12 protein-coding genes are annotated in these 14,085 nt (G+C 65.2%); 5 read left to right on the plus strand and 7 right to left on the minus strand.

The annotated features are described in order from the left end of the window. Nucleotides 1-46: 46 nt before the first annotated feature. From R2N11_RS12815 to R2N11_RS12840, 6 genes are all read right to left on the minus strand, one after another. Nucleotides 47-1,126, minus strand: a complete 1,080-nt coding sequence (locus R2N11_RS12815; protein ID WP_316681316.1) for a CobW family GTP-binding protein — start codon at nt 1,124-1,126, stop codon at nt 47-49. Further along, nucleotides 1,123-1,770, minus strand: coding sequence for a UbiX family flavin prenyltransferase (locus R2N11_RS12820; protein WP_199032066.1), 648 nt, complete (start codon nt 1,768-1,770; stop codon nt 1,123-1,125). Before R2N11_RS12820 ends, R2N11_RS12815 begins: the two co-directional genes overlap by 4 nt. Then, nucleotides 1,767-3,158 carry a UbiD family decarboxylase gene (locus R2N11_RS12825; protein WP_316681317.1) on the minus strand — a complete coding sequence of 464 codons (1,392 nt, stop codon included), beginning with the start codon at nt 3,156-3,158 and terminating at the stop codon, nt 1,767-1,769. The genes R2N11_RS12820 and R2N11_RS12825 overlap by 4 nt, the downstream gene beginning before the upstream one ends. A gap of 62 nt (nt 3,159-3,220) precedes the next feature. Next, on the minus strand, nt 3,221-4,144 hold the full coding sequence (locus R2N11_RS12830; RefSeq protein ID WP_021192951.1) for an amidohydrolase family protein: 924 nt from the start codon (nt 4,142-4,144) through the stop codon (nt 3,221-3,223). Nucleotides 4,145-4,172: 28 nt separating this feature from the next. Continuing rightward, nucleotides 4,173-5,084, minus strand: coding sequence for an amidohydrolase family protein (locus R2N11_RS12835; RefSeq protein ID WP_021192950.1), 912 nt, complete (start codon nt 5,082-5,084; stop codon nt 4,173-4,175). Nucleotides 5,085-5,347: 263 nt separating this feature from the next. Then, nucleotides 5,348-6,241, minus strand: a complete 894-nt coding sequence (locus tag R2N11_RS12840; RefSeq protein WP_316681318.1) for a LysR family transcriptional regulator — start codon at nt 6,239-6,241, stop codon at nt 5,348-5,350. A 135-nt stretch (nt 6,242-6,376) separates the two neighbouring features. Here R2N11_RS12840 and R2N11_RS12845 point away from each other — a divergent pair, with 135 nt between their 5' ends. Genes R2N11_RS12845 through R2N11_RS12855 form a run of 3 tightly spaced genes read left to right on the plus strand, consistent with a single transcriptional unit; the run spans nt 6,377 to nt 9,998 of the window. Next, nucleotides 6,377-6,841 carry a (2Fe-2S)-binding protein gene (locus tag R2N11_RS12845; protein ID WP_199032069.1) on the plus strand — a complete coding sequence of 155 codons (465 nt, stop codon included), beginning with the start codon at nt 6,377-6,379 and terminating at the stop codon, nt 6,839-6,841. Further along, complete coding sequence (locus R2N11_RS12850; RefSeq protein WP_316681319.1) at nt 6,838-9,060, plus strand: xanthine dehydrogenase family protein molybdopterin-binding subunit; 2,223 nt, start codon at nt 6,838-6,840, stop codon at nt 9,058-9,060. Before R2N11_RS12845 ends, R2N11_RS12850 begins: the two co-directional genes overlap by 4 nt. Before the next feature lie 8 nt (nt 9,061-9,068). Beyond that, complete coding sequence (locus R2N11_RS12855; protein ID WP_199032062.1) at nt 9,069-9,998, plus strand: LysR family transcriptional regulator; 930 nt, start codon at nt 9,069-9,071, stop codon at nt 9,996-9,998. On the opposite strand, the gene R2N11_RS12860 is transcribed toward R2N11_RS12855, so the two are convergent. Next, a complete protein-coding gene (locus R2N11_RS12860) occupies nt 9,974-10,990 on the minus strand; it encodes an AraC family transcriptional regulator (RefSeq protein ID WP_199032061.1) in 1,017 nt (338 codons plus the stop codon). The genes R2N11_RS12855 and R2N11_RS12860 overlap by 25 nt on opposite strands. Nucleotides 10,991-11,176: 186 nt before the next feature. Here R2N11_RS12860 and R2N11_RS12865 point away from each other — a divergent pair, with 186 nt between their 5' ends. Continuing rightward, the gene (locus R2N11_RS12865; protein WP_316681320.1) at nt 11,177-12,310 is read left to right on the plus strand and encodes an acyl-CoA dehydrogenase; all 1,134 of its coding nucleotides are present in this window, start codon (nt 11,177-11,179) and stop codon (nt 12,308-12,310) included. A gap of 73 nt (nt 12,311-12,383) precedes the next feature. Next, complete coding sequence (locus R2N11_RS12870) at nt 12,384-14,078, plus strand: AMP-binding protein (RefSeq protein ID WP_316681321.1); 1,695 nt, start codon at nt 12,384-12,386, stop codon at nt 14,076-14,078. The last annotated feature ends 7 nt before the right edge of the window (nt 14,079-14,085 follow it).

Consider the following 14,085-nt stretch of genomic DNA (forward strand, 5'->3'; position numbering starts at 1 on the left):
GCCAGGAGCCGCCCGCAGGTCAGGGGGATGTCATGTCATGGCATGCTCACGCCGCCAGACACGCGTTGAAACCGTCCTGCAGGGCCGCACGATCAAGGTCGCGGCCGATGAAGACGATCTTGCTGCTGCGCGCTTCGCTGCCCCAGGGCTGCGTTGCGCGAAAATCGATGAGGCTGTGCACACCCTGCAGCACGTAGCGCTGCGCCTGACCTTGCACGGCCAGGATGCCCTTCATGCGATACAGCGTTTCCGCTTGTTCGTTGCGCAGGGTTTCGATCCAGGTATGGAAGCGGGCGAGGTCAACGTCAGCCGGCACGTCAAAGCCCACCGAGCTGACGCTCGGGTCGTGCTGGTGATCGGGCTCGTGGTCATGCGCTTCGGCATGAACATGTTCATGGTCGTGATCATGATGGTCATGATCGTGGTGCTCGCCATGCTCGGCACCGATCTCCAGCAGCTTCTGCGTGGCTTCGAACGCGCCCACGCCAATGATCTTGTTCAGGTCGATCTCGGCATAACTGGAGGTGACGATGTCGGCCGTGGCGTTCAGCCCGCGGATGCGTTCGCGCAGCGCGGTAACGGCATCGGCATCGACCAGGTCCACCTTGTTGATGACGATGCGGTCTGCACAGACGATCTGGTCAACGGCCTGGTTGTCGACACCGTCCAGTTGCAGATCATCCAGATGCGCGGCGATGTGCTTGGCGTCAACCATGGTCACGATGGCGTCCAGCTCCACGTGCTCGGCGATCGGGTCGTCAATGAAGAACGACTGTGCCACCGGGTACGGATCGGCCAGGCCGCTGGTTTCCACCAGGATGTGGTCCAGGCGCTCGGGCCGTGCAACGAGTTGGCGCACGATGCGCACGAGGTCTTCGCGTACTTCGGCTGTGCAGCACACGCAGCCGTTGACCATCTCGTAGATCTCTTCGTTCTCCGAGGCCATCACCAGGCCGCCGTCAATGCCGACCTCGCCGAATTCGTTCTCGATCACGGCAATCTTGCGGCCGTGGTTTTCACGCAGGATGTAGTTGAGCAGCGTGGTTTTGCCGGCGCCCAGGAAGCCGGTCAGGATGGTGACCGGAATCTTGGTGTTCGGGCCAGGCAGGTGGGCTTGGGTGGTCATGCGATCTCCTTGTCAATCGTGGGTGGGGTACGGACTAAGGTTGGTAAAGCGTGTTCGCCCCAGCGCAGGGCGGTGCCGGCATCGAGCCCGAAGAGGTCGAGTACGCGGCCGAGGGTGTGGTCGATCATGTCGTCCAACGTATTGGGTCTTGCATAGAAGGCCGGCACGGGCGGGGCGACGATGGCGCCCATCTCCGTCACGGCCTGCATGTTGCGCAGGTGTGCCAGGGTGAATGGCGTCTCGCGCGCCATCAGTACCAGCGGGCGGCGCTCTTTGAGCGTGACATCCGCCGCGCGTGTCAGCAGTGTCGACGAAACACCGGTGGCGATTTCCGCCAGCGATTTCATCGAGCACGGCGCCACGATCATGCCGAGCGCGCGAAACGATCCGCTGGCAATGCCGGCGGCCATGTCGTCTGCACGGTGGTAATGCGTGGCGCGGTCGATCACGTCGGCCAGCTTGTACGGCGTTTCGTGCGTCATCGTCAGCAGGGCAGACCGCGTGACGACGAGGTGCGTTTCCACCTCCAGCGCCTGCAGCAGCTCCAGCAGGCGCACGCCGTAGATGAAGCCTGACGCGCCGCTGATGCCGACCACCATGCGCGGGGGCGCGGGGCGGAGATGCTGAAGATGGCGTGCATTCATGATTGCACTCCGGCTTTGGCGAGGATCTCGCTTGCCCGCGCAATGACCGCCGGATCGATGCGTGCACGGATGCCCTCGAAGCTGGCGCCGCGCGTGGCGTCGATGCCCATGCGCGAGGTCGTGCCATGCACGGACGACGACGGATCGAGCGGGCTGCCCGGCAGGCCATCGATCATGAACAGATCCTGATGCGGCTGGAAATGCGTGGCCATGGCCCACAGCACCTGTTCGTCCTGCTGCAGATCAATGTCCGAATCCACCGCAATCACGGTCTTGAGGTACGGGTCCCAGCCGAGCAGGGCGAGCATGATCTGGCGGGCCTCGCCGTCGCGTGTCGGATTGAGCGCGACATAGCAGTGGAAGTGCGTGCCCGAGTTCGGGTAGTGCAGCGCCGTCACTGAAGGGAAGCGCGCCTTGAGCTTTTCGCTCATCTCGGCTTCGCGCGGCAGGCGGGCCAGCGTGAGGTGCTCGGCGTACTGACCGCCCACCACGTCGACCAGCCATGCATCGCGCCGGCGCATCAGCGAATCGATGCGCAGCACGTTGTTGGTGGAGCGGTCTGACGAATAGCCGGTGAATTCACCAAACGGGCCTTCTTCCGCATACGCGGCCGGGTCGATGGTGCCTTCCAGCACGAACTCCGCCGCCGCCGGCACGCCGATGCCGTAGCGGGGCGTGCGCACGATATCCAGCGGCGCGCCCAGCAGGCCACCGGCCACGGCGCGTTCATCGGCACCGAAGGGCAGGCGCGCGGCGGCGGCCAGCATGAACAGCGGATGCGCGCCCACCACCATTGCCACACGCAGTACATCGCCGCGCTCGCGCGCGGTCTGCAGCATGCGCCACAGGTGCCCGCGCGAGTGCAGGCTGGTGGCCAGCGCGTTGCGTGCGTGGCGCATCGAGCGGTGATAGCTCATGTTCGACACGCCGGTTACCGGGTCCTCAGCCACGATGATGGCGTTGGTGATGTAGGGCGCGCGGTCGCTCTCGAAGTGCTTGATCATTGGCAGCAGCGCAACGTCCACCGCATCGCCTTCGATCACCTCGTCGGTGATAGGCCCCTGCGAAACGACACGCGGTGCGATGGGCGCATTGGCCCGCGCCTGGAAGGCATCGTGCAGTTGCTGCGGCGGCACGTCGAACAGCCGTGCCAGCCGTGTACGTGAGGCAAAGACATTGGTGACCAGCGGCACCTGCAGGCCGCTGACGTGCTCGCACACCAGCATGGGGTTGCGGTTGCGCGCAGCAAGTTGGTCGATGACGGCCGTGACGTCCTGGTCGGCGGAGATGCCGTTGTGCAGGGTCAGGACGTCATCCGGATACAGCTCGCGATAGAGATTGGCGAAGACGTGGAAATCCTGGCCTTCGGCAAGCCGGGTCATGCTCATGGCACACCTCGCTAGAGGCGGGCGCCGGTACCACAGAGGCGCGGCGCCCGCGGGATCGGCGCTCAGGCCGCTTCTGCTGTCTGGACGTAGGTCGACTTCAGGCGCAGTTCCGCCTCGGCCAGGTCCTTGGGCGGCTTGGTGGGCTCGATGCCGACCAGTCGCGCAATGTTGTTGCCCAGATAGTCTTCGAGGTGGTCCTCATCGATGCCCAACCCTTGCGGCGGCGCCGAGCACAGCACTTCCAGCTCGCGCAGCCACATGCCTGGCTCGTTGGGCGGCGAATCGGTGCCGAAGACGATCTTGTCGCGCGGCAGCTGCTTGGCAAACTCAACGATGCGCGACTGGAAGCACCAGCCCGATTCGCAGTACACGTTGGGCGTGTCCATCGCCATCCAGAAGGCTTCGAACGAGTAGTTGCCGCCCGTCTGGATACCGAAGTGGCCGATGATGAAGTTCACCATCGGGAACTCGCGGATGATCGGGTAGAACATCGTCGGGATGGTGTACGGGCCATCACCGGTGTGGATCAGCACCACGATGTTGTACTTGGCGCAGACCTTCATGGCCGGACGCAGCCAGTCCAGTGCGCGGTCGGGGCGGTAGCCGTGCATGTTGGCGTGCAGCTTGACCATCTTGAAGCCGTATTCCTTGATGTGGAATTCCAGCTCCGCCGCACCGTTCTCCGGGCCCCAGCGCGGGTTGTAGGTGAAGTTGCCGATGAAGCGGTCCGGGTACTTCTGCGTCAGTTCGGCGATGTACGACATGTAGTCACGAATGCCTTCGCGGCCGCGGCGGTTGCCGTCGCGGTAACCGGTGTTGCCCGGCGGCGGTTGGATGAAGCCCATGTCAATGCGGCGCGGCTTGCCGTTGATCATGTAGGGGCCATCCATCAGCTGGATCATGCGCTCGCCGTTGAACGGCGTGCCGGTGTGGCGCCAGGCCTCGTCGACGAGGTTGGTCGGGTGCAGATGGGTATCGATAATCATGGGTGCGCTCCGTGCGTTCTGCGGTGGCTCAGGCGGCAGCCAGCGCAAGCTGCGCTTCGGCTTCGGCCACGGTCTTGGGCGGACGGGTCGGCTCCAGGCCGATCATGCGGGCGATGTTGTTGCCCAGGTAATCCTCGAGCGTGTCTTCATCGAGGTTCAGGCCCTGCGGCGGGTCCATGCACAGCACCTCCAGCAAGCGTAGCCACATGCCGGGCTCGTTGGGCGGCGTGTCGGTGCCGAACAGGATCTTGTGCTTGGGCAGCACCTTGGCAAATTCAACGATGCGCGACTGCAGGCACCAGCCCGATTCGCAGTACACGTTGGGCAGTTCCATGGCCCACTGCATCGGCTCGAACACGTACACGCCGCCGGTCTGCACACCAAAGTGCGCCATGATGAAATCGACGTTCGGGAACTGCTTGATCATCGGAATCCATTCCGATGGGATGCTGTAGGGGCCGTCGCCGGTATGCAGCTTGACGGGCACACCCAGTTCGGCGCACTTCTCGAAGGCCGGCATCACCCAGTCCAGCGCGCGGTCGGGCCGGTAGGCGTGCATGTTGGCCTGCATCTGGACCATCTTGAAGCCGTGTTCCTTGACGTAGCGCTCGATGGCCTCCACGCCGTTCTGCACACCGCAGCGCGGGTTGTAGACGAAGCAACCGATGAAGCGGTCGGGATACGTCTGCACCATCTTGAGGGTGTACGCCATGTAGGCGTCGATGGACTCGCGGCCCGTGAGCTCGCCGTCCGTCCACGTATAGATGGTGTTGCCCTGCGGCGGCTGGATGAAGGCCTTGTCAATACGGCGCGGCTTGCCGTTGATCATGTAGGGGCCGTCCATCATTTCGAGCAGACGCTCGCCGGTAAAGGGGTCGCCGTCGTGCCACCACGCGAGGTCCACCAGGTCGGTGGGGTAGCAGCTGATGTCGATGATCATCGTTGGATCTCCTGATGACTGGGAGGAAGCGCGTGATGGCTTCCCGGTGAGGGCAGGCACGTCCTGCAGCGCGGCGCTCTTTGCTAGGCGTGTGCCTTCCCCTCGCCGGATCGCGTTGATTCGCGTTGATGCCGGATGCGTGCTGCTTGGGGCGCAGTATCGGAGTCGGGGCCGGGGGCCGGCCAATACTATTTGGCGGCGGTCTTGATACGCTGCCGATATCGGCAAGCGGGCGGGAAGGTGAGGCGGGGATAAGCGACGGCTCAGCCGCCCAGCGTGTCGCGTGCGAGTTGCTGCACTGCATTTACCACGGCGCGGGCACGCTCGCCCTGGCCGCGTTGCCAGACGGCATACAGGTTGTAGTGCGCCGGGATGGCCACCTCGGTCAGTTGCACGAGGCGCCCATGCTGCAACGCATCGGCCGCCAGCAGGCCGCGTACCAGCGCGACGCCGATGCCGGATTCGGCCGCAGCCACCATGTTGGCCGCGTTATCGAAAGCGGCCACCACCGCGGGTTCCTGCGGCTCCTGTGCGGCCGCATCGAGCCAGGGAATCCACGAGCGCCGCGTGTAACCCAGCAGCGGCAGCGTCATCACCGCCGATGGTGCGAGTGGCGCCTGCACACCGTGCTGTTCCAGCAGGGCAGGTGCCGCCACGGCGGTGACGTGGTCGCCACAGATCAGGGCCATCTCGCAGTCGTCCCATTCCCCGTAGCCGTAGCGCAGCGAGACATCCACACGCTCGAACGATGGCCGCTCGCCGCGTGTGGTCGACAGGAACATCACCTGATAACCGGGCAGTGCCATCAGCAACTGCGGTAGCCGCGCGTTAAGCCAGCCCTGCGCCAGTTCGCTGTCGACATCGACGATTAACGTTTGCGGCACGCGCCGGTTGCGCACCGAAGACAGCGCCCGGTCCACCTGGCCGAAGCCGTCGGTGAGCATGCTGGCGAAGAGTTGGCCGGCGTCGGTCAGCACGATGCCGCCGGCCTCGCGCACAAAGAGCGGCTGGCCGATGAACTCCTCCAGTGAGCGGATCTGCTGGCTGATGGCGCTGTGCGTCAGGTCCAGTTGCTGCGCGGCCTTGGTAAAGCTGCCGGTGCGGGCGGCCTGCAGGAAGGCATGCATTGACTGGATCGACGGATAACGCTTGTACATGGCGGCTGTCAGCGGGCTGTTAGTTTGACTTACACAGGTTGGCAGAAATCGTCGCTGGCGGGGGGCTGGGGCGCGGCTTCATATTGCGGCCAGTAGCGGCCGCACAAGACGGCCCGGTTTCTGGAGGAAACAATGATGACCGACATTCTGGTCAATGGCACCCCCCATGCGCTGGACGATGCCGACGCCGACATGCCTCTGCTGTGGGTATTGCGCGACCGGCTTAAGCTGACCGGCACCAAATTCGGCTGCGGTGGCGGCTTCTGCGGGGCCTGTACGGTCCACCTGGATGGTGCGCCGATTCGCGCGTGCATCACGCCCGCATCGGTAGCGGCCGGGCACAAGATCACCACCATCGAAGGGCTGTCCAAGGACGGTACACACCCGCTGCAACGCGCCTGGGTGGCTGAGGACGTGCCGCAATGCGGCTACTGCCAGTCGGGGCAGATCATGTCGGCGGCAGCGCTGCTGGCAGCCGGTGGCCCCGTCAACGACGAGGCCATCACCAACGCCATGGCCGGCAACATCTGCCGCTGCGGTACCTATGGGCGCATCCGCCAGGCGATCAAGCGCGCTGCCGACGAGCGAGGCAAGGCATGAACGCGACGCCGCAAGTGCCACACGCGCCGATGCTCGATGCGCCATCGCGCCGCCGCTTTCTGCAGCAGAGCGCATTGTTGACGGCAGGGCTGGCAGTCGGGTTCCGTCTGCCCGATGCGCTGGCTGCCAGCAAGGACGCCGCAGCGGGCGAGTTCGAACCGAATGCCTGGGTACGCGTGCTGCCGGACAACACGGTCAAGATCGTCGTTCACAAGCATGATTCCGGCACCGGCACACAAACGGCGCTGGCCGCCTGCGTGGCCGAAGAGCTGGATGTGGACCCCATGCGCATTGCCGTCATCACGCCGGAAGATCCGTTCTTTCAGGACTACATCCACCCGATCTGGAAGGTGTATTCCACGGGCGGCAGCACCAGCGTGTCGCTCGAATACGCACGCCTGCGGCAGGCGGGCGCCACGGCGCGCGCGATGCTGGTGAGTGCGGCAGCGCAACGTTGGGGTGTGCCGGTTGCCAATTGCAGAACGGCGGATGGCACCGTCCTCTGCGCCGACGGCCGCAAGGCCACCTACGGTGAACTGGCCGATGCGGCAGGCCGCTTGGCCGCGCCTGCCAACGTCGTGCTCAAGAACCCGGCGGACTTCAAATACATCGGCAAGCTGCGCCACAAGCGCGATGCTGCGGCCAAGGCCAGCGGCCGCTTCCAGTACGGCATCGACGTGGCATTGCCCGGCATGCTGGTGGCAGTGGTGCAGCGTGCTCCGATGCCTGGGGCGCGCGTGCGGCATATCGACAGCGCCGAGGCTTTGAAGGTGCGCGGCGTGCGCCAGGTCATCACCATTCCGCTGCGGTCTGACGTGCTGGGCGGCAACCAGGAAGGCGTGGCGGTGTTGGCCGACGACTACTGGGCCGCCAACAAGGGCCGTGCCGCGCTCAAGGTCGAGTGGGACGACAGCGCCTTCGCCGATTTCGACAGTGGTCATGTCGCCGAGCACCAGGCAGCGTGGCTCGCCAGTGGCAAGGCCCGTGTGGTGCACACCGTCCAGTCGGGCAATACGGATGCGGCGATCGCGCACGGGGTAAAGCGCATCAACGCAGCCTACCGCATGCCCTACAAGCAGCAGAACCCGCTGGAGCCGGTCAACATTACCGCGTGGCTCAAGGATGGCGTCATTCAGTACTGGGGCGGTATCCAAGTGCCGTCCACAGCGATGGAGGCGGCCGAGACGATCTGCGGCCTGCCGCGCGGCAAGGTGGTCCTGCACGAGATGGTGTCGGGCGGCAGCTTTGGCGCGCGCGAGAGCAAGTACTGGTTGTTCGAGGTGAGCTACCTTGCCAAGAAGGCTGGCGTGCCCGTCAAGCTGATGAACAGCCGTGAAGACGAGATGCGCGCGCTGTACGGCCACCCCGCCACGTATCACCAGCTCGAAGGCGCGCTCGATACACAGGGCCGGCTCGATGCGCTGCGCATCCGCGCGGTGTCACCGGCCTCGCCCGAGCAATGGGAGCCCGGCTACTTCGACCGTGCAGACCGCATGGACTACAGCACAACCGAGGCCATCTCGAAGTGGGATTTTCCGTACCGCGCCAACCACATGGACATCGGCTGGGTGCGCCACGAAACGGGCATCCCGACGGGCTGGTACCGGGCGGTCAGCTTCATCCCCAATGTGTTCGCCACCGAGAGCTTCATGGACGAACTGGCCGCGGCAGCCAAGCGCGATCCGGTGGAATTTCGTGTTGCGCACATGGCTGACCGGCCGCGTCATGTGGAGGTGCTGCGCACCGCCGTACAGCGCGCCGGGTGGGGAAAAACCGCGCACGGGCATGCGCTGGGCGTCGCCACGCACCAGGCCTATGACAGCTACATCGCCGTGGTGGCCCAGGTGGCGCGTAAGGATGGCCGCGTGGTGGTGGAGAAGCTCACCTGCGTGGCCGACGTCGGCTTGGCTGTCTCGCGCACCGGTGTGGAGGAGCAGCTTTACGGCGGCCTGATGTGGGGCCTCGGCCATGCGCTGTTCGACCGCATCGACATCCAGGGCGGGGCGGTTCAGCAGAGCAACTTCCACGACTACCCGGTGATGCGCATGTCGGACATGCCCGCCATCGAGATCGTTGTGGTGGACGGCAACCGCGACAAACCGGGCGGCGTGGGCGAATTGGCCAACCCGCCGGTCGCGCCCGCCATTGCCAACGCCATCTTCCGGCTGACTGGAAAGCGCCAGCGCGAAACGCCGTTCAAGCTCGACCTGCAGGCGTAGGGCGCATCATGGACATCCGCCTGCTGCGCTACTTCTCGGTGCTGGCCGACGAACTGCACTTCGGGCGGGCGGCGGCGCGCCTGTTCATGTCGCAGCCGCCGCTGAGCCAGCAGATCCGTCTGCTGGAAGATGAGATCGGCACGCCGCTGTTCGTGCGCAGCCACCATCGCGTGGAGCTGACGGCGGCCGGGCGCACGCTCAAGGAACAGGCGCCGCTGGTGTTCGAGCAGCTCAACCGCGCGCTGGATCTTACGCGGCAAGCGGGCCGCGGCCAGGTCGGCGAGTTGGAAATCGGCATGATCAGCTCGGTGATGGTGGGGCTGCTGCCCGAAGCGCTGCGCCAGTTTCGTGAGCGTTACCCCGGCGTGGATTGGCGCCTCAAGGAAATGACGCCCGCAGCGCAGGTCACAGCGCTCAAAGAGCGCCGCATTGACGCCTGCATCTTCCGCCTCGGCCACGAAGACCCCGCCGTGCGCAGTGAGTTGCTGCAGCACGAGCCCATTGTGATGGCGCTGCCCGCCACACACCGGCTGGCCGGGCAAACCAGCCTGGCACTCGGCGACTTTGCCGGCGAGCCGTTCGTGGCGTTCGAGTCCAAGCGCTCACGCTTTGCCGACCACCTGATGCATCTGTGCATCCAGGCCGGTTTTGCACCGTTGGTGCGCCAGCAGGTGACCGAGGTGCAGACGCTTCTGGCGCTGGTGAGTGCGGGCTTTGGTGTGGCGCTACTGCCTGGGTCCACCGCCAACCTGGCGCCGCCCGGGGTGGTTTTCAAACCACTGGACCCCGCGCTTCCAGCCGTGCCGCTGTACGTGCATTACCGCGTGGACGACACATCGCCAGTGCTCAAGGCTTTTCTGGAAACGCTGCGGGAAGTGAGCAGCGTAGGTGCGGACGCCGCCGCTGCTGAGCCTCAGCCTGCGCTGGTCAAGCGGTAGTCGGTCGGTCGCATGCCCGTCCACTTGCGGAAGGCGCGGTGAAACGCGCTTGGCTCTGCAAAGCCGACGGCGACTGCAATGTCGGCAATCGTGCGGCGCGTGTCCTGCAACTGGCCGATGGCAATGTCGCGCCGCAGGTCATCCTTGATGGACTGATACGTGTGGCCCTCCAGCTTGAGGCGCCGGCGCATGGTGGCCTCGGCCACGTTCAGCTTGAGCGCCATCGCGTCTGATGCAGGCCAGCTAGCCACCGGCAGGTTGCGCAGCGTCTTGCGCACGCGCGCCGCGAATGAATCGGGGTTGCGGTACTTGACGATGAAGCTGCCCGGCGCATCGCGCAAGAAGGTCTTGATGGACGCGGCGGTTTGGATAACCGGCAGGTCAAGAAAGGCGGGCGAGAGATCGACATACGATGCGCTGTGCTTGAATGCCATGTCGTCACAGAACATCAGGCGGTACTCCTGCGCATCTTGCGGCGCCGCACAACGGAAGCGTGCGGCGATGAGCGGAATGCGCCGCCCCACCAGCCAGCAGACCAGGCCGTAGACCATGATGAACCACGTGGCGTAGGTGAACATGGGCGGCACACGTGTGCCCTTGCGGTGCACGAAGGCCAGGCGCACGTGCTGCGCATCCTCTTCGATCTGCACGTGCAGATCATCCAGCACCAGCCGCAGGAAGCCGGTCGCGCGCTGCAGCGCCTGCCGGCCGGTGCGCGCGGTAAGCGCCGCCTGCGTCATCGCCACGAAGCTGCCCCAGCGCATGGGGTGCGCATCCTGCCCGAAGAACTCGTCGTCCATGGCCTGCGCAATGCCAGCCCACAGGGCGCCGTACTGCGCGGACGACACGCGGCTGCGCGGTGAGCCCAGCATCTGCGGCGTGATGCCGGCCGCCGCCATGACGGGCTGCACGTCGACACCGTGTGCGCGTGCGCGGGTCACGGCCTCATTGACGAGGCTGACAGAGACTGTTCCTTTTTCGTTGTTCTTCATCGTTGCAGCGAACGTTACGGCAGCGCGGTATGGCAAATCCGCTCACGCAAGTTGAGCGTGACGGGCATCGAAGCCGGCGCGCCGCATGCCTACACTTTTTCCCCATCGAGTACACGCGCCGCGGGCTGCACAGTGTAAGGCGCCCATGCACGCAGCGTCACGCGGTCGGCAAGCAGAGAGCAAGCGATGGACGATTTCTATACGGAAGAGCAGCGGATGATCCACGACGCTGCGCGCGACTTTGCCACCGAGCGCCTGGCGCCCAACGCGGCGCAGTGGGACCGCGATGGTGCACTGCCAGATGACGTGGTGCGCGAGATGGGCGAGCTGGGCCTGCTGGGCATGATCGTGCCGGCCGAGCTGGGCGGTTCGTACACCGACTACGTGGCCTATGCGCTTGCGCTGGAAGAAGTGGCCGCCGGCTGCGCCGCCTGCGCGACGATGATGAGCGTGCACAACTCGGTCGGCTGCGGCCCGATCCTGAAGTTCGGCACCGAGGCGCAGAAGGCGCGCCACCTGCCGGACCTGGCCACGGGCCGCGCGATTGGCGCGTTCTGTCTGACCGAGCCGCACGCCGGTTCCGAGGCCAACAATCTGCGCACGCGTGCGGTGCTCCGCGACGGCAAGTGGGTGCTCAACGGCAACAAGCAGTTCGTCACTAACGGTGCGCGGGCGGACATCGCCATCGTGTTTGCCGTGACGGACCCTGAGGCCGGCAAGCGCGGCATCTCAGCCTTTATCGTGCCGACGGACACGCCGGGCTTTCATGTCGGGCGACCGGAGCACAAGCTCGGTATTCGCGCGTCGGACACCTGCCCCATCACACTGGAAGACTGCGCCGTGCCCGAAGAGAACCTGCTGGGTGAGCGTGGCGAGGGCTTGAAGATTGCGTTGTCCAACCTCGAAGGCGGGCGCATCGGCATTGCCGCACAGGCAGTGGGCATTGCGCGCGCCGCGTTCGATGCCGCACGCAACTATGCCAACGAGCGCATTCAGTTCGGCAAGGCACTGCGCGAGCACCAGACCATCGCCAACATGCTGGCCGACATGGCCACGCGCCTGAATGCGGCGCGCCTGCTCGTGCACCACGCGGCGCGCCTGCGCAGTGCAGACAAGCCGTGCCTGTCCGAAGCCTCGCAGGCCAAGCTCTACGCATCCGAACTGGCCGAGGAGATCTGCTCCAACGCCATCCAGATCCACGGCGGCTACGGTTACCTGGCCGACTATGCTGTCGAGCGCCACTACCGCGACGCACGCATCACCCAGATCTACGAAGGCACCAGCGAAGTCCAGCGGATGGTGATTGCGCGGCACGTGTAGCGCGCCCTGCACGGCATCGACCGAGTACGAAACAGCGACGAAAGAGCGCAGACGCGCCGACCAGGAGACGACGATGAACGAAGTGGCATCTGCAGCAAAGGGTTTTGTCGAGGCGCGCGATTTTCTGCTGCGCCATCGCACCGACTACGACCGCGCGTACCGCGAGTTTGCATGGCCGAAGCTGGACACGTTCAACTGGGCGCTCGATTACTTCGATGTCATGGCGCGCGGCAACGACAACCCGGCGCTGTGGATTGTCGATGACCTGCAAGGCGAAGGGCTGAAGCTCTCGTTCGCGCAGATGTCCGAGCGCTCGTCGCGCATGGCGAACTTCCTGCGCGGGCTGGGCATCGTGCGTGGCGACCGCTTGCTGCTGATGTTGCCCAACCGCGTGGAACTGTGGGATGTGATGCTCGCGGCCATGAAGCTGGGTGCCGTGGTGCTGCCTGCTACGACGCAGCTTTCGCCGGATGACGTGCGCGACCGTGTGGAACTGGGTGGCGCGAACTGCGTGGTTGTGGATGCGGCGGAGCTGCACAAGTTCGATACCGTGGATGCGGGCGTCAAGCGCATTGCCGTGGGTGCGCAGCGTGAGGGCTGGATCGATCTGGCCGGCGCGTACAGCGCACCTGCAGAGTTCATCCCCGATGGCCCGACCCAGGCCACGGATCCACTGCTGCTGTACTTCACCTCGGGCACCACATCCAAGCCCAAGCTGGTGGAGCACACGCACCAGAGCTACCCGGTCGGCCACCTGTCGACCATGTACTGGATCGGCCTGCAACCGGGCGACATCCACTGGAACATCAGCTCCCCCGGCTGGGCCAAGCATGCCTGGAGTTGCTTCTTTGCGCCGTGGAATGCGCAAGCCAGCGTGTTCGTCTACAACTACGCGCGCTTCGTGCCGAAAGACACGCTGAATGTGCTGGTGCGCTGTGGCGTGACTACGCTGTGCGCGCCGCCTACCGTGTGGCGCATGCTGGTGCAGGAGCCGCTGGCGTCGTACCCGGTCAAGCTGCGCGAGATCGTCGGTGCAGGTGAACCGTTGAACCCCGAGATCATCGAGCGCGTGCGCAGTGCCTGGAGCGTGACCATCCGCGATGGCTTTGGCCAGACCGAGACCACCTGCCAGATCGGCAACACGCCGGGCCAGCCGGTGGTGCCGGGCTCGGTCGGGCGCCCGTTGCCGGGCTACCGCGTTGAACTGGTCGACCACGATGATCAACCCGCCAGCGAAGGCGAGATCGTGCTGCCGCTCGCGCACCGCCCGCTTGGTCTGATGCAGGGCTACGCCAACAACGCAAAGGCCACCGCCGAGGCGATGCGCAACGGCTACTACCACACGTCTGACGTGGCCATGCGCCGCGACGACGGCTACTTCGTCTACGTGGGCCGCACCGACGACGTGTTCAAGTCGTCGGACTACCGCTTGAGCCCCTTCGAGCTGGAGAGCGTGCTGATCGAGCACGAGGCCATTGCCGAAGCCGCCGTGGTACCGAGTTCCGACCCGCTGCGCCTGTCCGTGCCCAAAGCTTTTGTGACGGTGCGCCAGGGCTACGAGGCTGGCCCGGAGTTGGCGCGCGCCGTGTTCCTCTTCTCGCGCGAAAAACTCGCGCCGTACAAGCGCATCCGTCGCCTGCAGTTCAGCGAGCTGCCCAAGACGATCTCCGGAAAGATCCGCCGGGTTGAGCTGCGCCGGCTCGAACTGGAGCGCAACCCAGAACCTGCCCGCATGCCTGGGGAGTTCTGGGAAGAAGACTTCGCTTGACCAAGCT

Origin of the sequence: Ralstonia flaminis, from assembly GCF_958415495.1 — a bacterium.
GTDB lineage: Bacteria > Pseudomonadota > Gammaproteobacteria > Burkholderiales > Burkholderiaceae > Ralstonia > Ralstonia flaminis.